This window comes from Verrucomicrobiota bacterium JB022, from assembly GCA_030673845.1.
In the GTDB taxonomy this organism is placed as follows: Bacteria; Verrucomicrobiota; Verrucomicrobiia; order Opitutales; family Oceanipulchritudinaceae; genus WOUP01.
In genome coordinates, this window is sequence record JAUTCQ010000017.1 from 147,244 (window position 1) to 169,884 (window position 22,641).

General features: G+C 63.4%; 20 protein-coding genes. 9 read left to right on the forward strand and 11 right to left on the reverse strand.

Annotated features, from left to right (window positions below):
• Positions 1-13: 13 nt before the first annotated feature.
• Positions 14-1,114 carry a quinone-dependent dihydroorotate dehydrogenase gene (locus Q7P63_13400; GenBank protein ID MDP0501084.1) on the reverse strand — a complete coding sequence of 367 codons (1,101 nt, stop codon included), beginning with the start codon at positions 1,112-1,114 and terminating at the stop codon, positions 14-16.
• A 138-nt stretch (positions 1,115-1,252) separates the two neighbouring features.
• On the opposite strand from Q7P63_13400, the gene Q7P63_13405 reads away from it, so the two are divergent.
• Positions 1,253-2,020 carry a hypothetical protein gene (locus tag Q7P63_13405; GenBank protein MDP0501085.1) on the forward strand — a complete coding sequence of 256 codons (768 nt, stop codon included), beginning with the start codon at positions 1,253-1,255 and terminating at the stop codon, positions 2,018-2,020.
• Positions 2,021-2,065: 45 nt separating this feature from the next.
• Complete coding sequence (locus Q7P63_13410) at positions 2,066-2,680, forward strand: polysaccharide biosynthesis/export family protein (GenBank protein MDP0501086.1); 615 nt, start codon at positions 2,066-2,068, stop codon at positions 2,678-2,680.
• A 19-nt stretch (positions 2,681-2,699) separates the two neighbouring features.
• On the opposite strand, the gene Q7P63_13415 is transcribed toward Q7P63_13410, so the two are convergent.
• The 3 genes from Q7P63_13415 to Q7P63_13425 are packed head-to-tail and all read right to left on the reverse strand — an operon-like array spanning position 2,700 to position 6,150.
• Entirely contained in the window at positions 2,700-4,178 is a 1,479-nt protein-coding gene (locus tag Q7P63_13415) for a hypothetical protein (protein MDP0501087.1), read from the reverse strand.
• Positions 4,179-4,231: 53 nt separating this feature from the next.
• A complete protein-coding gene (locus tag Q7P63_13420; GenBank protein MDP0501088.1) occupies positions 4,232-5,029 on the reverse strand; it encodes a hypothetical protein in 798 nt (265 codons plus the stop codon).
• A 2-nt stretch (positions 5,030-5,031) separates the two neighbouring features.
• Complete coding sequence (locus Q7P63_13425; GenBank protein MDP0501089.1) at positions 5,032-6,150, reverse strand: glycosyltransferase family 4 protein; 1,119 nt, start codon at positions 6,148-6,150, stop codon at positions 5,032-5,034.
• A gap of 107 nt (positions 6,151-6,257) precedes the next feature.
• Between Q7P63_13425 and Q7P63_13430 the strand changes: the two genes are divergently transcribed.
• Positions 6,258-7,886, forward strand: a complete 1,629-nt coding sequence (locus Q7P63_13430; protein MDP0501090.1) for an exosortase/archaeosortase family protein — start codon at positions 6,258-6,260, stop codon at positions 7,884-7,886.
• A 121-nt stretch (positions 7,887-8,007) separates the two neighbouring features.
• Entirely contained in the window at positions 8,008-9,558 is a 1,551-nt protein-coding gene (gene rny, locus Q7P63_13435; protein MDP0501091.1) for a ribonuclease Y, read from the forward strand.
• A 266-nt stretch (positions 9,559-9,824) separates the two neighbouring features.
• Here the strand turns inward: rny and Q7P63_13440 are convergent, their stop codons facing one another.
• Both Q7P63_13440 and thiS read right to left on the reverse strand, forming a co-directional pair.
• Complete coding sequence (locus Q7P63_13440; protein MDP0501092.1) at positions 9,825-10,229, reverse strand: ApaG domain; 405 nt, start codon at positions 10,227-10,229, stop codon at positions 9,825-9,827.
• 11 nt (positions 10,230-10,240) lie between these two features.
• Entirely contained in the window at positions 10,241-10,456 is a 216-nt protein-coding gene (gene thiS / locus Q7P63_13445; GenBank protein MDP0501093.1) for a sulfur carrier protein ThiS, read from the reverse strand.
• Positions 10,457-10,609: 153 nt separating this feature from the next.
• Between thiS and Q7P63_13450 the strand changes: the two genes are divergently transcribed.
• The gene (locus Q7P63_13450) at positions 10,610-10,981 is read left to right on the forward strand and encodes a hypothetical protein (protein MDP0501094.1); all 372 of its coding nucleotides are present in this window, start codon (positions 10,610-10,612) and stop codon (positions 10,979-10,981) included.
• Between the two features lie 182 nt (positions 10,982-11,163).
• Positions 11,164-11,658 carry a hypothetical protein gene (locus Q7P63_13455; GenBank protein MDP0501095.1) on the forward strand — a complete coding sequence of 165 codons (495 nt, stop codon included), beginning with the start codon at positions 11,164-11,166 and terminating at the stop codon, positions 11,656-11,658.
• A gap of 220 nt (positions 11,659-11,878) precedes the next feature.
• On the opposite strand, the gene Q7P63_13460 is transcribed toward Q7P63_13455, so the two are convergent.
• Complete coding sequence (locus Q7P63_13460) at positions 11,879-13,135, reverse strand: DUF1343 domain-containing protein (GenBank protein ID MDP0501096.1); 1,257 nt, start codon at positions 13,133-13,135, stop codon at positions 11,879-11,881.
• Positions 13,136-13,195: 60 nt separating this feature from the next.
• On the reverse strand, positions 13,196-14,380 hold the full coding sequence (locus tag Q7P63_13465; protein ID MDP0501097.1) for a glycerate kinase: 1,185 nt from the start codon (positions 14,378-14,380) through the stop codon (positions 13,196-13,198).
• A 208-nt stretch (positions 14,381-14,588) separates the two neighbouring features.
• On the opposite strand from Q7P63_13465, the gene Q7P63_13470 reads away from it, so the two are divergent.
• A complete protein-coding gene (locus Q7P63_13470; protein ID MDP0501098.1) occupies positions 14,589-15,164 on the forward strand; it encodes an outer membrane beta-barrel protein in 576 nt (191 codons plus the stop codon).
• Positions 15,165-15,427: 263 nt separating this feature from the next.
• On the opposite strand, the gene Q7P63_13475 is transcribed toward Q7P63_13470, so the two are convergent.
• Together Q7P63_13475 and Q7P63_13480 are read right to left on the reverse strand one after the other, a co-directional pair.
• Positions 15,428-17,440, reverse strand: coding sequence for a methyl-accepting chemotaxis protein (locus Q7P63_13475; protein MDP0501099.1), 2,013 nt, complete (start codon positions 17,438-17,440; stop codon positions 15,428-15,430).
• A 152-nt stretch (positions 17,441-17,592) separates the two neighbouring features.
• Positions 17,593-18,336 (reverse strand): single-stranded DNA-binding protein, encoded by a 744-nt coding sequence (locus Q7P63_13480; GenBank protein MDP0501100.1) that lies wholly within the window; start codon positions 18,334-18,336, stop codon positions 17,593-17,595.
• Positions 18,337-18,474: 138 nt separating this feature from the next.
• On the opposite strand from Q7P63_13480, the gene Q7P63_13485 reads away from it, so the two are divergent.
• On the forward strand, positions 18,475-19,728 hold the full coding sequence (locus Q7P63_13485; GenBank protein MDP0501101.1) for an FtsW/RodA/SpoVE family cell cycle protein: 1,254 nt from the start codon (positions 18,475-18,477) through the stop codon (positions 19,726-19,728).
• A gap of 129 nt (positions 19,729-19,857) precedes the next feature.
• The gene (locus tag Q7P63_13490; GenBank protein MDP0501102.1) at positions 19,858-21,579 is read left to right on the forward strand and encodes an Rne/Rng family ribonuclease; all 1,722 of its coding nucleotides are present in this window, start codon (positions 19,858-19,860) and stop codon (positions 21,577-21,579) included.
• Between the two features lie 187 nt (positions 21,580-21,766).
• Here Q7P63_13490 and Q7P63_13495 read toward each other — a convergent pair whose 3' ends face one another.
• On the reverse strand, positions 21,767-22,579 hold the full coding sequence (locus Q7P63_13495; protein MDP0501103.1) for a hypothetical protein: 813 nt from the start codon (positions 22,577-22,579) through the stop codon (positions 21,767-21,769).
• Positions 22,580-22,641: the final 62 nt, after the last annotated feature.

The window sequence follows — 22,641 nt, forward strand, 5'->3', positions numbered from 1 at the left end:
GGGAAGAAGTGCCCTACCGCCTTACCCGGCGGCTTTTGACCCAGTCGCGGTGGCGGGGGGCGAGGGCTTTGGCGATTTCGGCGGGGAAGAAAGGCCCGCCGTAGATGAAGCCGCTGTAGACCTGCACGAGGCTGGCCCCGGCGTCCATCATCATCGAGGCACGGTCAGGCGTGGTGATACCGCCAACGCCGATGATGGGCAGGTTGCCGTCGGTCGCGCGCGAGAGGTAGTTGACCACTTCCAGCGAGCGGCGGAAGAGGGGCTTGCCGCTGAGGCCGCCCGCTTCGTTGACCTTGGCGAAGGTGCCCGGGCGGGCAATCGTCGTATTGGTCGCGATGACGCCGCTGACGCCCGTTTCGTAGACCACCTGGATGACTTCGTCGACCTGGCGGAACGTGAGATCGGGCGCGATCTTGAGCAGCAGGGGGATCGGGTTGTCGCCCAAGCGCTTCGCGCGGGCCTGGTTGGCGCGGCTCAGCTCGCCCAGCAGCACTTGCAGGTGCTCCTGCCCCTGCAGCTTGCGCAGGTCGGGCGTGTTGGGGCTACTGACGTTGATCGCGATGTAGTCCGCGTAGTCGGCCAGCAGGTTGAAAGAGGTCAGGTAGTCCTCGGCGGCCTGCTCCAGCGGCACCACCTTGGTCTTGCCGATGTTGACGCCGAGGGGGATGAGGCGCTGCTTGCCTTTGGCGTGGGCCTTGAGGCGCTGCGCGATGGCTTCGGCGCCGTCGTTGTTGAAGCCCATGCGGTTGATGATGGCTTCTTCCGGCGGGTAGCGGAACAGGCGAGGCCGGTCGTTGCCGGGCTGCCGCCGCGCCGTGACCGTGCCGATCTCGACGTGGCCGAAGCCGTAGGCGGCCGCCGCCTGCCAGGCGCGCGCGTTCTTGTCCATCCCGGCTGCCATGCCCACTGCGGTGGGGAATTGCAGCCCGAACAGCTCGATCGGGCGCGTGCCGTTTGGCTGCACCGCCTTTTGCATCGCACGACACAGCCAGCCGAAACGGCCCAAGGTCTCCATGACGGAGATTGCCATCTCGTGCGCGTTTTCCGGGTCCATCGCAAACAGGCGCGGACGGATCACCTTCTCATACCAGAGGCCCATGTAGCTGCGCATCATTGGAAGAGGGCGGGAAAACACAAGCGCCATGTTATTTCTCACGTTTCCGAGCAAAAACCTTTGACTTCGGCGACTCCCCCTTGAACAAAAACGGCGCGTAGCAACCCAAAGAACTTTTTTGCATATCGTTGACTCCTTATGGCGGCCAATACGAACAAGCTCGAATGGTGCCTCGTGCGCCTTGGTGAAGACATGAACTGGTGGGTGATGGAGACATCCGACCCCATCCACTGGGATGTGGACGGTCTTGGCATCCTCGACCCCCGCCAGATGGCGTACATCCTCGAACAGTGCGAGGCCCTTCGCGAATACGGCTTCGACGCCGACGTGATCGAAGACGCCTTTTTCTCCTTCTCCATCCAGAACGAAGAAGGCGAGGACGGTCGCGTCCGTCTCCAGCGCACCCGCGAAAGCCTGCTGGAAGACGACGAGGCCACCCTCTTTGCCCTCCCCGACATCGTGGACGAGGAGAAGGGGCCCTATGCCGACTTCATCGACCAGATCACCCGGCATCGCGTCAAGATGCTCAACGACCTGATCGACTTCGACCAGAACCTCACCGTCGACGAGCTCGAAGAAGAGATCCGCGAGCGCCAGAACCAGGAATACCTGGAAGGCCGCGCGGTGCACCCCTTCTCCGAGATCACGGCCATCCTCGATTACGTGCCCGAAGGCTACGAGCTGGAAGACGACGAGGGCGGCAAGCGCGGTGAAGAAGAAGACATCGACGACATCCCCGACTTCGAAGACGACGAGGAAGAGAAGATCGAGGAAGACGAAACGATGCGCTGGGACGAGGACGAAGACGAAGATAAGGACGACTTCGACGATGATGACGACGAAGACGATGATGATGACGACGAGGATGAGGACGATGATGACGACGACGACGATTTCCGTCGCTAGCATCCCCGCCTGATCCTCCTCCCACCTCCACCCCCCCCTACGCGGTTGACCCACCTCCAAGCCCTCCCGCGCTGGATTGCGACCACCCTCCTCCTGCTGGCCCTCGGCTGGTGGGCGCTGGGCTGCCAGCAGACGCCAGCGGCGCGCGAAGGGGTGGGGCGCAACCCGCAGCCCCCCGCCGGAGACGTGGCCAGCCTGCGCCCCGGCGACACCGTGCTGGTCGAGCTGCAAGGCATCCCCGACCCGGCACAGTTCAGCCTCCAGCTCGACGATCAGGGCCGCATCAGCCTGCGCTACCTCGGCCAGGTCGAGGCGGCTGGGCAGACGGCGTCGTCCCTCGCCCAGGAAATCCGCGACCTCTATCTGGAGCGCGACATCTACCGCCAGATCAACGTCTCCGTCGTGCTGGCGGAGCGCTACGTCTACGTCGGCGGCGAAGTCCAGCGCCCCGGCCCCGTCACCTGGTCAAATGATCTCACGCTGACCAAAGCCATCACCGCGGCCGGCGGCTTCGGCCTCTACGCCCGCGAACAAGGCGTGCAACTCAGCCGCGACGAGCGTAGTTACACCCTAGACGCCCGCCTCGCCCAACGCACCCCCACCGAAGACGTCCGCCTCCTCCCCGGCGACACGATCTTCGTGCCGAGGAGCGCGTTTTAGAGGGGGGAATGGTTTGCCTTCAGGGCAGCGGTAGCCACTTGTTGCGTTGCCATTGCTGGCGGACGTCGGGGTGGCGGTCGAGGTAGCTCTGGAGGGCGGCTTCCATCTCGCCGATGCTGCCGGCGCGGTCGGAGGTTTCCTTGAGCAGTGCCCGCATGGTGCGGGGCAGGGAGGCGAGCACCTCCTTGTTGGGGCGTTCCTCGGCCATGGGCAGCGCGATCAGCGCGTGGTAGGCTGCCCCCTGCAGGTTGCGCTCGCGGATCCACTGCTCGGGCGTTGTCTTCGCCCACGCGACGTAGAGGTAGGCAAGCCGCGCGTGAACGTTGCTCTGATCGCGGGTTGAAGTCGTGTAGCTGAGGGTAAGATGGCAGGTGTGCTCTGCCTCCGCGAACTTCTCCTGCCGGAGATAGCAAAACGCGCGGTTCTGGTAGAGGTGGCAAAGTGGTCCCGTTTCTCCCGCTTCTGCCAGGAGAGCTTCGGCCTCGTCCAGATGGCGGTGAGCGTTTTCGTAGTCGCCTACGCCCATTTCCGCCCGCGCAACTTGGCCCACCAGATCGGCGCGGCCTTTTAAGTCGCCCGGTTCGACGTGCTCCAGCCCTCGCAAAAAGATCTCCTTGGCGAGGCCGTTCCGGCGCTGCATCGCATGAACAATCCCGAGCCAGTAGTAGGCCTGAGATACGTCTTTGTGGCCATAGCGGAGCTTTAGCTCCACTGCCTGTTCGAGCAGCATCTGGGCCTTCAGCATCTCGCGCAGGTCGACATACGTGATGCCGAGGTAATAGCAAGCTTGGCCCACCATCTCGGGATCGTCAGCCTGGGCGGCCTTGAGTGCTTCGTGCCCCAGCTCGGCTGCCTGCTTCCACTGATTCATCTCGTTGGTCGTATGGGCCAGCTGCACCCGTGCTTCGACCACCGCTTTGGCGTGGCCCATCGCCTGCCCTTCCTCGATTGCGGCGGTGAAGGCGGCTTGGGCGTCTTTCAGCCGGTGCAACCCGAGGTAGGCATTGCCGTAGAGCAGACTTTGCGGCAACGCACGCTGGCGCGATGACGTCTGGTCCAGCCAGGCGTCGGTTTGGGCCAGCTCGGCCAGCGCAGCCTCTTCTGCGCCATCCTTGATCAAGGCATAGGCGGCCAATTGGTGGCCTAACAGGAGGACCTCCGGGCGTTGGGCGGCCTGCTCCAGGCTGATAAATTGGTGCGCGTGCTCTGCCGCTTGCTCCCAGCGCTTCAGGCGCAGGTTGCCGAGCGCGGCATAGAGATGCATTGCCGGGAGCCCGGCGGATGATCGCTTGGCGCGCTGGATCGCCTTCTCCAGTTTCTTCAGCGCCGCTTCCCGCGATTTGTCCGTCGCTTGCTCGGCGTTCAGTTGCTCCTGCAGCGCCTCGATCTGGAGCATAGCTTGTCCCTCAAGGCTCAACTCCGCTGGCACGGTGAACTGCGCGGCGGGCAATGCCAAAGGGCTGAATAGGGCCAACAGGAGGATCGGGCGGCGGAACATGCCTTATATGAACCAAGCGTTACTTCATCACTCAAGCGTAGATTGCACCGACGCTAGGCTTGGCAGAACTCAAAGAAGGATTGCCAGTAGTTGAGGGGGATGCCGCCATGGTTACGGTAACTGTTTGGCTGCCGAAGGACCTGATGTGGAATCTGAAATTGGTACAAATACGGTGCCACTACCGTGCTGACACCCCTACCAATGATGATGACTTTACAAGGCTGGGCGGCTGCAACCTGCGCCTGTGTCCAATGTTGCCAGGAAGCTTCGAGTATAGCTTCCACCTGTTGGGGAATAGGGCGAGGCGCTCTCGGTTTATAAATAGCTGGCAGGCTAGCGTCCAAAAGCCAAATGCCCCGCTCCCTCATTTGCTCCAGAACGGCGATCTTGTTGGCTAGACGCTGTGCGGGGTTGGCTTGGCCACTAATCAATATCGGGGCAAAATCAGTATTGTCAATCACCTGGTTCACACAGGCATAGAAGATCTTCCAGAACTGCCACGTTCCCGGGTTTTTGCTTACCCCGGGGGCCAATGTGCGCTCTCCGTATCCGAGGCAGTATACAAGGCGGACAAATGCATGCGGGAGAGCCAGAGGAGCCAGCTGCGCATATTGTTCGTAGTTCAAATCATGCGCGGCCTCTTGTGGCGTCGTCGCCACGTGCGACTCCGCCAACAGCAATACCTTTACTTTGTTCGGGCGCCAACGCTCCCGGTGAGCATGAGCTGCCTCTAATTCAGGAGCTGCAATTTCCCATGACGGGAGTTCGATAAGAGGATTAACTTGGCCACAAATGGCATTATAAGCTCGTTGCACTTTAATTCTTATAGCAAGCGGCGATAGGCTAAGCAAGCCTAAATCTGCTCCAACGCATCCCTCAACCCCCGCTCGAACACCTCCAGCGCGTAATGGGCCTCGTAATGGGCGCGGAGTTGGTGCATGAGCGCCGTCCTGTCCTGCGCGAAGAGCACGCGCAGGGCGTTCGCCACGGCAACGGGCGACGGTTCGGGCGCGTAGTGGGGATAATCGGTCGGGAGCAGGTCGGGGATGCCGCGCCAGGGAGTGGTGACGACGGGCAAGCCGGCGTTGAGGGCTTCGATCAGCACCAGCGGGAAGCCCTCGTTGCGGTAGTGGGTGGGGAAGACGAGCGCGTCGGCCTCGGCCAGCAGGGTGCGCTTGTGGGCCTCATCGGCAAAGCCCACGTATTCGATTGTGGCCGGGCCGGGATGGTGCAGCGCGGCCTCGATCTCCGCCCGTTCTTGTTGGGAGACGTAGCCGCCGGCCAGGCGCAGACGCACGGGGCCGTGGCGGGCCAGCTCGTGGGCGGCGGCCATCGCGGTCAGCACGCCCTTTTCGATCTGGAGATTCGAGAGGTAGAGCAGCTCGCGGCGGTGGGTGGGGTCGTCCAGGCGAGCGGCCCGGGCGGCGATGACTTCCGCCGCGTCGGGGCAGGCGTCGGGCAAGCCGTTGGGCAACACCACCGCTTGTTCCGAGGCAAAATAGAGGGCGTCGAAGCCCACGCGTGGGCTCTGGACCAGTGATAGCGTGGCGTGCCGATAGATGCGGCGCACGGCCAGCCGCAGGGGCAGGGGAAGGGCTTGCACCCGCTCGCTCAACCCCACGGCCTGCCAATGGAGGATGGTATGCGGCACGCGGGCGCGGATGGCGGGCAGCAGCAGGGCGTCGCGCAACATCGGCACCAGTTGGCCGGGGGCCGGCACGTAATAAACCGCGTCGGGCCGCTCGCGGCGGATCACCGCCAGCGCTTCGCGTCTGCAGGCTGCGAGTGCGGCCAGTTTGCGCGGCTGGGGCTCGCCGATGTCGTCGCTCGTGGCCGAGAGGCGGAGGTTGACGTGGCAGACGCGCCAGTCCGGGTCGGCCTGCAAGGTATCGAGCACGCGCTGCACCATCGCGCTTTGCCCGTGGTGGGGCGGGGGCGTCTGGGCAAGCAGGAGCAGGGTGCGGCGCGGCATGGCGCTGCTCAGCATCACCAATGGGCGACGGGAGACAAAAGCTTTCTTGTCTTTCTGCTGCCGCCTCGCCTTGCCAGCCGCACCGCCTTGGCCTCAGATGGGGGCCGATGGCAGACGCGGGCACCAAGAGCATGGCCGGTGGGCGCTGGTGGGCAGGCATTGCCCTGGCGCTGGGCGGGTTTGTGCTCTTCCAGTGGTGGGGCAACGCCACGCGCGGCTACATCGACACGGGCTCGGTCTTCGTCTGGTGGATGAGCCAGTGGTTCAACGACGGCTCCGATGCCGAACACGGGCCGCTGGTGCTGCTGCTCGCGGGTTACCTGCTTTACCACAACCTCCAGCGGTGGAAGGCGCTCGATCTGCAGCCGCGCGTGTGGCGGGGTGGGGCGTGGCTGGTGGGGGCCGTGGTGCTCAACGCGCTCGGTTTTTTCGTGCAGGAGACGCGGCTCAACATTCTGGGGGTGCTGGCTTGGCTTCAAGGCATGGCGTGGCTGCTGGGCGGTGAACGCTGGGGCAGGGCGGCCCGGTTTCCGCTCCTGCTGATGCTCTTCAGCATCCCGCTCAACTTCGTGCAAGACTTCATCGGCGCGCACCTGCGGTATGCCGTCATCGCCAGTGTGCACGGGATCACCGAGCTGCTGGGGCTGGAGGTCGAGCGCGTAGGCACGGTGCTGATGTCGCCTGGTCGGGATTACGTCTACGATGTGGCCCCGGCCTGTTCGGGCATCCGTTCGCTGCTGGTGGTGGGCGTGCTCAGCCTCGTGGCGAGCTACTTCACCTTTCAACGCAATGGGCGGCGTGCCCTGCTACTGGCCCTCGCGCTGCCCTTCGCGTTCGTCGGCAACCTCCTGCGCGTGCTTGCGATCGTCCTGGTCGGCCATTTTGCGGGCAGCGAATGGGGTCTGCGCGTGCACGATTACAGCGGCTTCGTGGTGTTCGCGGTCGTGCTGGGGCTGGCGCTGCTGACGGCTCACCTATTGGAGAAGTTCGTGCCCGAAAAGCCCGTTGTAGAGCGCCCCGCTAAAACGCGGCAGGCGGCGCGACATTTCTGGCTGGCGCCCGTGACGGTGCTTGCGCTGGCGGCCTTGAGCGTCGCCGCGCTGGAGCCGCTCAAGCGGCAGGATGTGGACCGCCTGCAGGTAGGGTTGCCCCTGACCCCGAGGGGTGAACTGGAGGCGCTGCCCGACGTGTTGCCGGGGCCGTGGCTGGGCTACACGCTGCCGATGAGCGAGGCCGAGCGCCTGGTGTTGCCGCCCGATACCGGCTTTGCGCGCGCCCTCTATCGCAGCCTCCACCGCGAGCAGGTGCTGTATACGCAGGTGCTGAGCGGGCTCGACCGCAGCTCGATCCACCGCCCCGAGATCTGCCTGCGCGCACAGGGCTGGGAAATCCGGCAGAGCGAGGCGCAGGAATTAGGAGTGACGCAAGGCGACGTTTGGCCCGCCACGGTGATGCTGGCGGCGCAGCCTTCGCGGGAAGGCGAGGGCGTTACGTATGCGTTGCTTGGCTACTGGTTTGTCAGCGGTCGCGATGAGGCCGGCACCCACCACGCGCGACGGCTGCTCGATTTGCGGTATCGCCTGCAAGGGGAGGCCCATCGGTGGGCGTATGTGCTGGTACAAACGCCTTTGAGCCCAGAAGAAGCGCAGTTGGCGTCTAACGGTGGCCTGCCGACGGAGGCCCTGCTACGACTGGCGCGAGTGGGTGCAAGCGTGCGCCAAGCTCAGGCAAATTAAGTATCTTGGTTTATAGGGACTTCACCACTGGCTTGACACATCAAACGGGACCGGTTTCTCATCCCGCGTCGCGGTATCGCCTCGCAATGTTCAAAAAAGCCGCTACATTTTTGGAAAAAATATGTTCACACTCGCTCAAACCCCTCTCGCCACGCATTTGGCCCTCTTTGTCGGTGGAGCCTTGGTGGCGGTGGTGATCGGGTATTGGTGGTTTATCCGCTGGTACCGCAGCGCACGCGAGCAGTTGGACGAGCAGCGCAAGATGGGCGAGCGCGAGAATGAACTGCAGTTGCGCGACCTGAAGGCCAAGCAGGAGCTGGAGTGGGAAAAGAAGCGCATGCAGTTGGAGAGCGACTGGCAACAGCGCCTGCGCGACGCCGAGCACCAGGAGCGCGTGGCCGGCCAGCGCCGCGAAGAATTTGAAGAGACCCAGAAGCGCCTGCAGGAAGAACGGAGCGAGCAGGAGTCTCAGCGCCAAAAGCTGCGCGAGCAACGCGAACAGCTCAACAAGGAGCAGCAGGAGTTTCAGGGCCGGCTGGAGTCGTTGACCCACTTCGACCGCGACGCCGCCCGCACCGCGCTGATGGAAGAGGTGCGCCGCGAGTGCGACCACGAGGTGCGCGAGCTGCGCAGCGAGATCCTCGGCAAGGCGGAAAAAGAGATCAACCACGACGCCCGCCGCGTGCTGCTCACCGCCATGCAGCGCCTCTCCACCACCACGCAGCACGACGTGACGGCCACCATCGTCTCCCTGCCGACGGAAGACATGAAGGGCCGCATCATCGGCCGCGAAGGGCGCAACATCAAGAGCTTCGAGTCGATGACCGGCACCACGCTGCTGATCGACGAAACGCCCAACAGCGTGCTCATCTCCAGCTTCGACCCGGTGCGCCGCGAGGTGGCCCGGCTGGCGCTGGAATCCCTCGTGCGAGACGGCCGCATCCACCCCAGCTCGATCGAAGATGCGGTGGCTGCGGCCGAGACCGAGGTGAAGCAAAGCGTGATCGAATACGGTGAAGAGGCCCTCCGCCGCCTGCGCCTGGGCCGCCTGCACCCCGAGGTGGTCACCTGCATCGGCCGCCTGCACTACCGCCTTTCCAACAACCAGAACACGCTCGATCACTCGGTGGAGGTGGCCAACCTTTGCGCCCTGATGGCAGCCGAGCTAGGCCTGGATATCGACCTCGCCAAACGCGCCGGCCTGCTGCACGACATCGGCAAGGTGCTCGACGAGCAATACGAAGGCAGCCACGCCGTCGCCGGTGCCAACTTCCTCAAACGCTACGGCGAGGAAGACGACCGCGTGATCAACGCCGTGGCCGCGCACCACCACGAAATTGCTGCCACCAGCGCCTACTCACCCCTCGTGGTGGTGGCCGACAGCCTCTCGGCCATGCGCCCGGGTGCCCGTGCGGACAGCTTCGACGGCTACATCCAGCGCGTGCGCAACCTCGAGAAGATCGCCCGCAGCTTCGAAGGCGTCACCGACGCCTACGCAATCCAGGCGGGCCGCGAAATCCGCGTTATCGTCTCCCCGGAGAAGATCGACGACAGCAGCGCGCGCCGCATCGCCCGCGAAGTGCGCCGCCGCATCGAAGACGAGCTGCAGTACCCCGGTACGATCAAAGTCACCGTCATCCGCGAAAGCCGCATCACCGAGACGGCCAAGTAGGCTGCAGGGCGGAGGTTCTTTAGCCGCAGGTGGACGCAAATTTTCGCGGATAAAATTAGCCTTTAGAGCGATTGGGGCAGGTGTTCATGTCTCACGCCAAGGCGCGGAGCCGTCAAGAAGAGAAGGAGTCGACTATTCCCACCTTCGAGACTCTTCTAACCTTTAAGAACCTATAGTCTTAAAAAACACCTTCGCGGCTTGGCGCCTTTGCGTGAGGCCCCTTTCTTTCTGTTTTTATCCGCGAAAACCTGCGGCTGGAAACCGGTCTAATCTCTCCGGTACTTGCCCGGGATCGGCATTTCAAACGACGGGATACGCACGTGGACGCGGTTGTCGCCGTCGTCGAGGCCGAAGAAGGCCCCTTGGGCGATACAGTCTCGTCCGGTAAGGTGAAAGCTGTTGTAGCTGAAGTGGTCACCCGGGTGCAGCACAGGCTCCTGCCCCACGATCTTGTCGCCCTCCACCACATCCATCTCGCCATCGGGGTAGGTGATCACCCACTTGCGCGCCAGTAAGGTCACGCGGCGGTCGGAATCGTTCTGGATCGTGAGGTGGTAGATGAAGAGGTGGGGCCGGTCAGGCGAAGCCTGTTCGGGCTCGAAGCGGTGCTCCAGCGCGTCGAGGCTCACATAAAGACCCTCGGGGGTATAGCTGTCGGTCGGGTGCGCCATACAAGTGGGGCTCAGCCTCCGGCGACGATGCGCACGATTTCCAGGCGGTCGCCGGCGGCCAGCGTCGTCTGCTCGGCCTCGGCCGGGGTGAGGGCCTCGCCATTGCGCTCTACCACCACGCGCCGCACGGCCTGGCCACGCTGCTCCAGAAAGGCGGGCAGGGGCGTGCCGAGGGCGATCTGGTAGGTTTGCCCGTTGGCGACGATCTCGATCTGTGCAACGTCCATGCCCAGCACGATGGAGCCTTCTCGCGGAAAGTGCAAACTTCTGTAAATTAAGAGACTGCGCGGCTAATTTTTACGATTAGCTGACGGCATGCCTACTTGCCACTGGGCCGCTTCTGGCTAAGATCTGGGTTATTGTCCACCCGGTTCACCTTGATGAAGTCGTCCGTCTCTCGCGCATCTGTCTCTTCCGCCGCGGTCCCATCCCCGGCGGCCCTTTCCGAAACCGTCCACGACACGCGGGAGCTCTTCCGCGTGGCCCGTGAGCTCGGCCTCGACGCCCGGCAAGTCGAAGCCGTCGAGCGCCTTCTCACCACCACCCACCGCCGCCGCCAGGAGATCGACTACGAGTGGCGCGCCAAGGGAGACGAGGAAGCTTTTCAGATGTGGTGGCGACGGTTGACGGACTTGCACCGCTGGGTCGACCAAGAAATCGAGCGCTTGCTTCGGCCCGAGCAATACGGCACCTGGCGCCGCTGCCGCGAGCTGCGCCTCACCCTTGTCGGCACGCACCAGCTTTCGGCCTAGCGCCGAGCGGTAAAGAGTCACCATCAGGAGGCGGGAAAGGACGGAGAGCCGGGAAATTTTCCCCAGCGCAAGAGGCCGGGCAAAAAGTCCTTTTTTGTTGGCACAATCGTTAACCGCTTTAGAATGTGCAGCTTAAGATACCCATGCCCGCGCTGGCAAGAATGCTGCAACCCCGGAAGACGATGAACAACACTGGATTACCCAACCGCTCCCACCTGCGTAACTGGCTTTTGATCGGCACGGTTGCCTGGCTGGGCATTTCTCAACTCGGCGCTCAGGGTTTCGGCCCTCGGCCCGGCGAAGGCCGTTTGACTCCCGAAGAGGTTATAGAGCGTATGATCTCTCGCATGGATGACCGCCTGGACCTGACGGACGAGCAGGAGGCCGAAGTCCGCGAAATCCTCAAGGAGAGCCAGGAAAAACGCGCTCTCTACCTCGATGCCGCCCGCGACGCGGAGTCCGAAGGCGAGGCGCGCGAGCAGATCAAGAAGGCGCACGACGTGGGCAAGGAGGCGAACAAGGAAATCGCCGAACTGCTCGACCGGAAGCAGCGCAAGGAATTCAAGGAGATGCAGAAGCGCATGGAACAACTGCGCGGCCGCATCGGCAACCGTGGCGCATTTCCTTCCAAAGGAAATGCCGGCGGCCCGCCTCCGGAAGACGCTGGCGAGTATTAGAGCGAGCTAGCCTCCAGAGGCATCCGGCTTGGTCCTTCGCGCTCTGGAATGCTGGGCTGGGCCCAGATCTGGATGCTGAAGCAGGCTGCATCCGCTGCTGCTCCGCAACCTCTCTGCCATAAAACAGTCGACGAACTCCCAGGGGTGAGTTCGACCAAATTGCGTTCTTCTTCGCCCCGGTCATGGGTGTACCGGGGCTTTCTCATGTCCCACCGCGGGTCTACTCGTAGAGCCACCAGCGGCGGCTCTGCTGCTGGAACGCCTTGGCCTGTTGCGTCCAGCGGTTGACGAAGCCTCGCACGTCGGCTTGTGCGCCCTTTTGCTCCAGCTCTTCCCACCAGGCGTAGCTGCCTACGTGCTTGTTGAAGAGCAGCTGCTGGGAGTCCGGTGCGGCGCGGAAAGGGTTTCCCCGGCTCCACCCGGCGGCAATCGTCATCAGGTGGAAGCTCAGCTCCGTCGGGCGCACGGTCTGCCAATCCGTCACCAGCACGTAGACGCCCCGGTGCGGCTTTCCCTTGACGTCAAAGGGCACCACGCGGAACTCGACGCCCGGGATGCGACGCGCCTCCAGGGCCGCCTCGATCTCCTCCGGCGTCTTGCCGCTAAACTGGAGCACGCGGAAGGGGTATTGCGAGCCGAAGCCATGCTTGAAGCCGCCGAGCTGACAGCCGAGGCCCGTCATGCTATAGCCCATCGCGGCGGAAAGGTCGGGGATGGCGGGGGAGGTAGGCACCCAGGCCAGCTCGGTTTGCGGCCACATCATGCTGCGTCGCCAGCCCGTCATGGGCACGATGGTCAGGCGACCGCGCTGGCGCACCTCGTCCGACACCTGGAGCACGCCCGGCTGGTCTTTGGCCATCCGCGCCAGTTCGCCAATCGTCAGGCCATGCACGTAGGGCACCGGGAACGCGCCCACGTAGCTTTCCAGCCCCTTGTCGAGCATCGGGCCGTCGACCTTCAGGCCGCCCAGTGGGTTGGGCCGGTCGAGCACCACCACTTCGGTGCCGGCCTCGAAGCATGCCTCCATCGTGTAGCGCATGGCGCTGACGTAGGTGTAGCTGCGCACCCCGAGGTCTTGCAGGTCGATCACCATCACGTCGATCCGGTCGAGCATCTCGGGGCTCGGGCGGCGATACTTGCCATAGAGCGAGTAGACGGGCAGGCCGGTGCGGCGGTCGGTCCGGTCCTGGATGTCCTCGTTGGCCTTCTCGTCGCCATAGATGCCGTGCTCGGGGCCGAAGAGCGCCACAAGGTTCACCCCCGGTGCCTGACGCAGCACGTCGATCGTGCTGGTGCCAAAGCGGTTGACCCCGGCGGGGTGGGTGAGCAGGCCCACGCGCTTGCCTTGCAGCACGTCGAAATCACGGGATTTGAGCGTGTCGATGCCGAGGCCGATCCGGGCGGCGGCTAGGGTGGGGAGGATGAGGAAGAGCAGCCAGGGCAGGAGCCAGCGGCCAGCAGTGCGCGATAGAGCCATGGTGCAGCATTGACCGCGTAGAGGCGGCCTGCCGCAAGCAGAATCGCGCAGCCGGTAAGCTTAATCCAACGCCGCCAACTGCTTCCGCAACGCTTCTTCGCCTTCGGCCAAGCGCCGCTCGATCGGCCAGTCGTCTGGCGTAAGGGCCACCGCCTCCAGCCCGGGCAGCGTTTGCGCCGCCTGCTCCACTGCGGCCGGGTCGAGGCCGCCGCAGAGCAGCAGCTTGCGCGCGTCCTTGCGGGCGGCAGTCAATACGCTCAGCGGGCCCTTGCCGTCGAGCGAGCTGGAATCGAAGCGCCCTTCGCCCGTCAGCACGAGATCGGCTGCGGCCAGCTTGTCGTGCAAGCTCAGCAGCTCGGCCACCAGCGGGAAGCCCTCGACAAAGCGCGCTTGCGGGAAGGCCGTGCGCAAGCCAAAGCCCAGGCCGCCCGCCGCGCCCGCGCCCGGCTCGTTCAGCCGCTCCTCGTGGGTGCTGAGGGGGTGCCCGAAGAGGCCCAGCAGGCGCCGCCCCATCTTGTCCATCTGGCGTTCGAGGCTCGGCTGGTCGTCGGGCTGCAGGCCCTTTTGCGGGCCGAAGACGCTGGTCGCGCCGCGTTCGCCGGTCAAAGGGTTGCGCACGTCGCAGGCGATGCGGATGGGTGGAAACTGGTCGCGGTAGTTCACGAGGCCGCCCAGGCTGTTGATGCGCTTCCACTGGTCGGGCGAAAGGTGCGTCACGGGCTGCAGCTCACGGTCGTAGGCCTTCATGCCGAGGGCTTCGAGGGCACCCGCGCCCGCGTCGTTGGTCGCGCTGCCGCCAATGCCCACGAGGATGGCGGAGGCACCGCTTTCGACCGCGTAGCGGATCAGCTCGCCCACGCCGTAGGTGGTGGTATGCCACGGGTTGCGCTGGTCCGCCGGCACGTCGAGGAAGCCGGCGGCCTGCGCCATTTCGATAATGGCCAGCTTGCCGGTGTCGGGCACATCGAGGCGACTCTTGGCCGAGACGGGCACCGCAGCGAGCTGCACCCAGCCGATTAGGGCCTCTTTGGGCTGCCAGAGGGGCCCGGTGACTTTGCGGGGCTCGGTGTAGCCGCCGAGGCAGTGGGTGAGGATCTGCACAAAGCCCTCGCCGCCATCGGTCAGCGGAGCCTCGTCGATCTGCCAGTCCCCATGCCGCTGCTGCAACACTTCCCGTGCTGCCGCGCAGGCCTGCCCCGCCGTCATGCTGCCCTTGAACTTGTCGAATGCCAGTAACACGCGCATAGCAGCAAGGTTGCCCGCTCCGCGCCCGCGTCAAGCCCGTGCGCAGATGAGCGGCAGGCCGCGAAAGGTGTTTTTTAGGGTGTCCGCTTTATTTGCTTTTGACATTGATGGAAGCAGCGGCGCTTAGTTACGGCTTGCTCACGTGCTAAGAGATAGACTGCTTTGATTACGCGTGGGCTCGTTAAAAACCTGTTGATCCTGTAACTGCATGTTCAAGCACACTGTTTGTTTCGCGGCGGCTGCCGTGGCGTTCGCAACTGCCGGTAACGCGGCTTTCGCCCAGGCTTCCGGTCCCGACTGGCGCTTCCAGATCGGCCTCAGCTATACCAGCGGCTTTAGTGATCTGGTGGACGAGTTCGAAGCGGAAGGCTACGAGATGGATTGGGAATGGCCGGTCGGCGTGAATTTCCTCGTCGGTCAGGACTTCGCCAACGGCCTGGGCTGGGATGCCACGATTGGGCCCATGGTCTTCATCTTTGGCGATGCCGACGCCTACGTGATTCCGCTGGGCGTAGGTGGCCGCTACACCTTCACCCCGGAGGCCAACATCGCTCCCTATGTGCGGGCGGGCCTCAGCTACGCCTTTGCCGGTGGCGATTACCTCGACACGGGCGATCTGGGCTACACGGGTGCCGTGGGAGTCGAGTTCAACCGCGACCGCCGTATGAGCTTCGGCCTCGAAGCTTCTTACAACAGCGCGACGGTGGAGTTCGACCACTATTGGGAGAATGATGCCGACGTGAAGACCCACGAGTGGCAAATCGGCGCGTTTATCGCGTTCTAAGGCGCTCGCACCGCGCACGATTACAAAAAAGGGAACCCAGTTTGCGGTTCCCTTTTCTTGTACCCGAGCAGGACCAATTCACCCTGCGGGCTGTGGGAGTGCTGGGCTCCGCCCAGATCTGGATTTTAAGACAGGGGTCCGTATGCAAGGAGGTATGTATTGGGCGCTGGGCAGCTCGTTTTCCAATCCAGGTCGGTGCAAAGCACCGCACTCCAGAGCGCGTCAGACGAGAGCGGATGCGACAAGCCAACGCTCGTGGTTTCCTACCGGCGGAAAAAGCTGAGGGGCGAGCGTTCGTCCTTGGGCGCCTCAGGCTTCGGCTCGGGGGCGTCTTCGTCTGCATCGCGGGGCACCTCCAGCTTGCGCTCGGGCAGGTCGTGGGGCAGGGCAGGGCCTTTGCCTGCAGGGGTAAAGAAGACGTAGGGCGCGTCGCTCGACTGCTTCTTCGGGGCGGGTTTGGCTGCCTCCGCCTCGCCGGGTTCGGATGTCGGCGCCTGGGGGGTGCGGCGGCGCTGGCCGTAGACCATGCGGTTGAGGTCGCGCGTGATGCGTTCGAGCTGGCCCACCTGCTCGTCGAGTTCGCTGGCGGCGGCGGCCACTTCCTCGCTCTGGGCGGCATTGCGTTGGACGGCCTGCTCGATGGTCTGGAGCGAGTCGTTGATCTGGGAGCTGCCCCGGGCCTGCTCGCGAGAGGAAATCGCAATCTGCTCCACTGCGGTGCGCAGGCGCATGGTGTCCTGGTCGACCGTCGTGAACGCCTCGACCGTCTCGCGGGAGAGGCGTTGACCGTCCTTGATGCGCTTGAAGGTGGCCTCGATAATATCGGTGGTCGAGCGGGCGGCCTCGGCGGCGCGGCGGGCGAGGCTGCGCACCTCGTCGGCCACCACGGCAAAACCGGCTCCGGCCTCTCCGGCGCGAGCGGCTTCCACGGCGGCGTTGAGCGCGAGCAGGTTGGTCTGGAAAGCGATTTCGTCGATCGTCTTGATGATCTTCTGCGTGTGCTGGCTCTGTTGCTCGATGGCGGCAATGCTCTCGTCGAGGCTGTGCATGCGCTTCAGCGCCTGGCGGATATGCGCCTCGGTCGAGCGGGCGACCGTTTCGGCCTCCTTGGCGCGCTCGCCGTTGGCGTGGGTGGTCGCGTGCATCTCCTCCATGCTGGCGGAGGTCTGCTCGATGGAGGCGGCCTGCTCGCTGCTGGTATCGGCAATCGTGCGGCTGTTGCTCACCAGCTGGTCCGAGGCGTGGCCAAGGCCGCGGTGCGTGTGGCCGAGGCGACGGATGGCGCGGCGGATCGGCAGCGTCAGGCGATTACCGGCATAGCCGGCCACGAGGATCGACGCCGCGAGGATGGCGAGGCCCTGCAGGGCGAGGTTGAGGCGCATCGCGGCTACGGGGGCGAGGATCTCACGCTCCGGCATGGCCACGAGCACCCGCCAGGGGCGCTCGACCAGCCCATGCAGCGCCACGACTTCGTTGCCCGCCTCCTGCCCGATGTAGTCGAGGCGAGATTGGTCGGCGGCCACGGCATCTAGGGCCGCGACGAGGGCCGGGGTGGTTATCGTGGCGGCCACTTGGGAGGCGTCGCGGTGGGCAAGGATACGTTGCTGTCGGTCGACCACCAAGGCGTAGCTCTCCTCCGAGAGGCGCGTGTCCTGCAACAGCTTGGTCAGGTAACCCAGTCTGAAGGCGCCGCCGAGCACGCCTTGCATCTGGCCCTCGTCATCGAGGATGGGCGCGGCCAGTTGCACCACCGGCTCGCCTCCCTCCGGGAACTCCGGCTCGCTGAAAATTGCCTCCTGGTGCTCCAGCAGCTCCGCAAACCACGGGGCGTCGGCCAGTTGCAGCGAGGTAAAAGGGCTCGCCCCGTCCTGAGCGTTCTGGTGTACGCTCACGATCACCTCGCCTTGGAGGTTGGCCAGCCAGAAGCCCTGGTAGACGTCCTGGTGCGGCTCCAGCAGCGAGGCGAGCAGGGCCTCCATGCTGCGCTTGGCGGGGGCAGACATGCCGGCCAGCTTGCTCTGCGCCGCCTTCAGCTTGCGGTCGAGCCCGGGCATGCGGCCAAGGCTGCGCATCAAGATCGCCTGGTTGCGCAACTGGTGGTCGATGGCTTGGGTCAAGTCGTCGGCCTTTTCGATCATCAAGGCCTCACCGCGCTCCTGCAGGGCAGCGGTGGCATGTCGCTGGGCCGCCCAGGAGGTGAGCACGACGCTCACGGTCACGAGGGCGGCGGCAAAGAGTGCAATCTGGATGCGGATGGAGAGCGGACGGCGCGGCATAGGGGTTTGCGGGTGCGTGAGCTGGAGGTTTACCCCGCAGATCGGCCACCGCCAGCCCTTCTTTATCTACCCCCGGAGCCGCTAAATTGAACAAACTTTTACAAATCGCGGGCCATAAAAGATTTGGCGAAGTGGTGTCGCCTCCCTGTCACCTACCAGACGCCCAAGTTTAACAATTCCTGTTTCGGCCGTTCGGGCCATTCGCGGTTGGCGATGGGGCTGGCGGGGGCCGGGTGGATGATCTGGCCCACCGTGGGCAGCTTTTCCAGCGGCAGCAAGCCCACCACCTGGTCGATCTGCTTGCGCGCATAGGCCCCCACGCCCACGATGAACTCCGGCTTGAGCGCGGTGAGGCAGCGGATGAGGTGGTCCTGACACGCGATATCCAGCTCGGCCCGTTCGGCAGCCTTCAGCTTGTCCGGCGTGTAATTGGCGCCCGTTTCGGTCATGAAGACGAGCGGGCAAAAGTTGAGCACGAAATGCTGGTCGAAGAAGTCCTCCGCTTGCGGGTATTTGACCGCAAACAGCTCGCGCCACAGCCGACGGCCGCTCACCTCGCTGCGGTGGCAGTCGAAGCCCTGCACCGGGCGCTTCGGGTGTGTGCGCTCGGGCTGGCCGATGGGCACCTCGATGCCCATCCAGCTCTTCACCGCCTCGATCTCGCCAAAGGGCACGCCCGTCTGCGTCATGCCAAACGGCCCCGGATTCATGCCGAGGAAGACCGTGCGCCGGGTGCCCGTCACAAATTTGCGCACGTAGGCCTCGTAACCCGCCCAGGCGTAGCTCAGCGGGTTGTAGACCCAGGCCACCGGGGCGGCAAAGTGGAGGGAATCGACGGTCTGGCGGAGGTCGCGCGCGGCCTGCAGCACCTCGGCGGTTACGGGGTGTTCGCTCATGGGCACGAACTTCTCCGCTTCCGCCGCGCTGGCAAGGGCAAAGCGCGGATGGGGCGGGGTGCTGCGCTCTTTTACCCACTGCCGCCGCTTTACCCTTTGCGTGTGCGGTGGATTGTGCTGTAGTGTACTGTTTTTACTATGGGTGCCGTTCGTCGCCTGGACAGTGAACATCTCCTGGATACGACCAGACAGTGGATCCGCGCTTCGTCGAAGCTGCGTTTCGACTGGGTTGCGCCTGTGTGCATGCTGCTGCTCAGCCTGATCGGCGTCGCCTTTATCTACTCGGCCCACGCCTTCACCGTTACGGATTTCTGGCTCAAGCAACTGGTCTGGATCGGGCTTGGCGGGGCGTTGTATACGGCTGTCGCGCTGATCGACTACCGCTTCTACCTGCAGAACGCCATCTGGTTCTACCTGGCGGGTCTGTTTCTGCTCCTGCTCATCTTTACTCCGCTGGGCTTGACGCGGGAGGGGGCGACGCGGTGGCTCAACTTCGTGGTGCTGGCCTACCAGCCCTCGGAGGCAGCCAAGGTGTGCACGCTCATTATGGTGTCGTCGGTCCTGGCCACCACGCGGATCGGCAAGATCACGGACTCGGTGCGTGTGCTGTTGATAGTCTTTGGCTTGGCTGCATTGCCAATGTTCTTGATTTTTCTGCAGCCCGACCTAGGTTCGTGCCTGATTATTCCGCCAATGGTTTTGGCTTTGCTGTATGTGTCGAAGCTGTCGATACGCTTCTTTCTGATTGGATTCGCCATTGTTGTCTTGATGGCGAGCGTCCTGAGCTTCGACCTTTACCACTACGCCAAGGCGCTCAAGGAGAGCGGCCTCTCGGCCCAGGACTTCCGTGGGCAATACCAGTCGGAATCGCTGATGCCGCTGCGCGACTACCAGCGCGAGCGGATCATGACTTTCGCCTACCCGCAGATTGTCGACCCCACCGGCACCGGGGCGGCGTGGAATGCCATCCAGGCCGAGTCGGCCGTCGGTTCGGGTGGGCTTACGGGCCGGGGCTACAGTAACGGGCAGCAGGCCCGTCTGGGCTACCTGCCGCGCACGGTAGCGCACAACGATTTTATCTTCGCCGTCTTCGCCGAGGAACAAGGATTTCTGGGCGGAATGCTGATGGTTGGTTTGTTTGGTGTCCTGATCGGCAACGGCGTCCGTGTCGCCGGCCAGGCCCGTGACCGTTTCGGCATGCTCCTCTGTGTGGGCGTGTCCGTGATCTTTCTGATTCACGTTTTTGTGAACATTGGAATGACGATTGGTCTCACTCCAATTACCGGCCTTCCGTTGCCCTTTGTCAGTTACGGAGGCTCCTTCATTTTAAGCTGCTGCATCCTGCAGGGGATCGTCCAAAGTGTTTACCGCCATCGCCGAGCATTCGAATGATGACGCACCGACACTACGATACCTCACCTGCGAACCGCCGAGGCGGGCAGCACGGACAGAGAATGAGGGGGCACCATCACCTTCAACCTTATCACGCTGGTTCAATACATCATGAAACCCTCCAGCTCTATGCCCTCGACAGACCTTTCCCCCGAGCAGGAAGCTGAACTGAAGCATCCCCCGGTCGAGGCCGCCGCCACCAACGTCGATCCCGAGAAAATCAAGCAGGAAGCCGGCGAGCGCAGCAAACAGCGCCCGGTGATGCAGAAGCTCGCCCAAAAGCTCAAGAACGAGAAAGAGCCCTACCGCGAGATCATCATCAATTCCGAGCCGCTCGAAAAGCGCGTGGCCGTGCTCAACGACGGCATTCTCGAAAAGTTCGACCTCGAACGGGTGGACGAAGACCGCCTCGTCGGCGCCATCTTCAAAGGCAAGATCCAGAACCTCGAAGCCGGCCTCAAGGCAGCCTTCGTCGACATCGGGATGCCCAAGAACGCCTTCCTCCACTACTGGGACATTATCCCCCAGGCTGAGCCCAACGGCGACGTCGAAGTCGTGCGCGACACCCGCACCGCCGCCCAAAAGGCCAAGAAGCCCAGCCTCAAGGAGATCCCCAAGCTCTTCCCCATCGGCAGCGAAATCGTGGTCCAGATCACGAAGAGCACCATCGGCAGCAAGGGCCCCCGCACCACGACCAACCTCGCCATCCCGGGCCGCTACCTCGTGCTCATGCCCTACGGCGGCCAGGTCGGCATCTCCAAGAAGATCGAGGACGAGGGCGAGCGCAAACGCCTCAAGGACATCCTGCGCAAGCTCTCCATCCCCGAAGGCATGGGCGTGATCATCCGCACCGCCGGCGAAGGCAAACGCTGGACCTACTTCGTGCGCGACTTCACCATCCTGCTCAACGAGTGGCGCCAGATCCAGGCCCGCATCGACCAGGCCCGCCAGCCCACCTGCGTCTACAAGGAGCCCGATCTGATCGAGCGCACCGTGCGCGACTTCCTGACCGAAAACGTCGACCGCGTGCTCGTCGACAACCAGGAAGACGCCGCCCGCGTGACCGAGCTCGTCAGCCAGATCTCCCCCCGCAGCAAAGGCAAGATCGCCTGCTTCAAGGAGAACATCCCGATCTTCGAGCGCTTCAACATCGAGCGCCAGATCGAGCAGACCTTCCAACGCAAGGTGCCCCTGCCCAGTGGCGGCGAAATCGTGATCGAAGAGACTGAGGCGCTCGTCGCCATCGACGTCAACACGGGCTCGCACAAGCAAAAGGGCGACCAGAACGGCTTCATCCTGCAGGTGAACCTCGAAGCGGCGGCCGAAATGGCCCGCCAGATCCGCCTCCGCAACATCGGCGGCCTCATCATCTGCGACTTCATCGACATGAAGAACCCCAAGGACCGCCGCGCGGTCTACAAGGTGATGAAGGACGAGATGGCCAAGGACAAAGCCAAATGCCAGATCCTGCCCATCTCCTCGCTCGGCATCATGCAGATGACCCGCCAGCGCCACAAGGAGTCCGTCTCCAGTGGCCTCTACCACGCCTGCCCCTATTGCAGCGGGCGCGGCACGGTCAAGAGCCCCCGCACGATGAGCGTTGAGATCCAGCGCCGCCTCATCAGCGTCATCCGCCGCCTCAAGGCCCAGATCGAGTCCCGCAAGGAGCCCTACTGGCTGCGCGTCTTCTGCCACCCGCACGCCCTCGAAAGCCTGCGCCAGGAAGACGAAAAGGTGCTGGTGGAGATGGAAGACACCTACGGCGTCAAACTCTCCTTCCGCGCCGACCCGGCCTACCACGTCGAGAACTTCAAGATCGTCGACGCCATGACCGGTCAGGAGCTGCGCTAGAGCGCCCGCTCCCGTCTGTCAGTTCGCCAGAAACCACTTTCTCGCCGCCTCCCGGATCTCACCGGAGGCGGCTTTTTTGTGTAAAGAGGGTGGTGATGTGGACCACGCCAGGCCGCCAAGAGTAGACTCAGGCGGCGGTCAGCGCATCCCTTGGCGTTTTCGCGCCTTGGCGTGAGGCAATGTGGTTTTAAAACTTTTTCCAGACCTCTTCCTCGTAGCTCCAGTACCACTTCGGGGTGTCTGGATTGCGGTTGTGGAAGATCCAGCCCTCGTCTGGCTTCCAGAGGTGTGGGTAGACAGTCTCGCTGGTCCAGAGCCAGCCGGCGGTTGGGTGATACATCCAGATGTTGAACGGATCGAGCCCGGAGAGGTAAAACCACCCCGTATCCTTCCGCCATACCCACGGCCAGTCGAAATCCCAGAACCAGCCAAACCAGCCCTTGCGCCAGCCATCAGGCGAATATTGCGTGAACTGCAGGGGAAGCTCGCCCACGATGGTGTAGCCCCAAAACGCGGCACCTCCTACGTCTATTTTTGGATGGTTGTGCGTAACCGAGATCCAGGTGTCCAGATTGCTTTCGATGTATGACGGCCAGCTATCCAGGATTTCAGGCGAGGCATCAGTGAAGCGGAGGAATTCAGCGTTCCAGTTCCACCGCGAGAAATCGGTGGGCAATGCATGTGGAACAGAGGGATCGGTAAGACCGGATATGTAGTCACCGTTGATGGAGTCGCTCCCGCGATATATGTTCACGACGACCATCGGCAATAGACCGAGCTCGCTGAATAATCCTGGTTTGTAATCTGGGCGTCTCCAGACTTCAATCAGCTGCCTTGCGTATGCAATGTCATCCTCTTCTTGCAAGGATACAATATAAGAATCACGCTTGTTGTCGTCCAGTGAGGTGCTCCCTATCACAAAAGCACGACCTTGCGTCGCGACTTGGGCACATAGTGAGATCGAAGTAAAGACAAGAAAAGGTAATAAATGGATTTTCATGATGCGGAGAAAACGACCTGCATCCAGGCTGCAGGTCGTATGGGAGGTGATAGATATGCTAG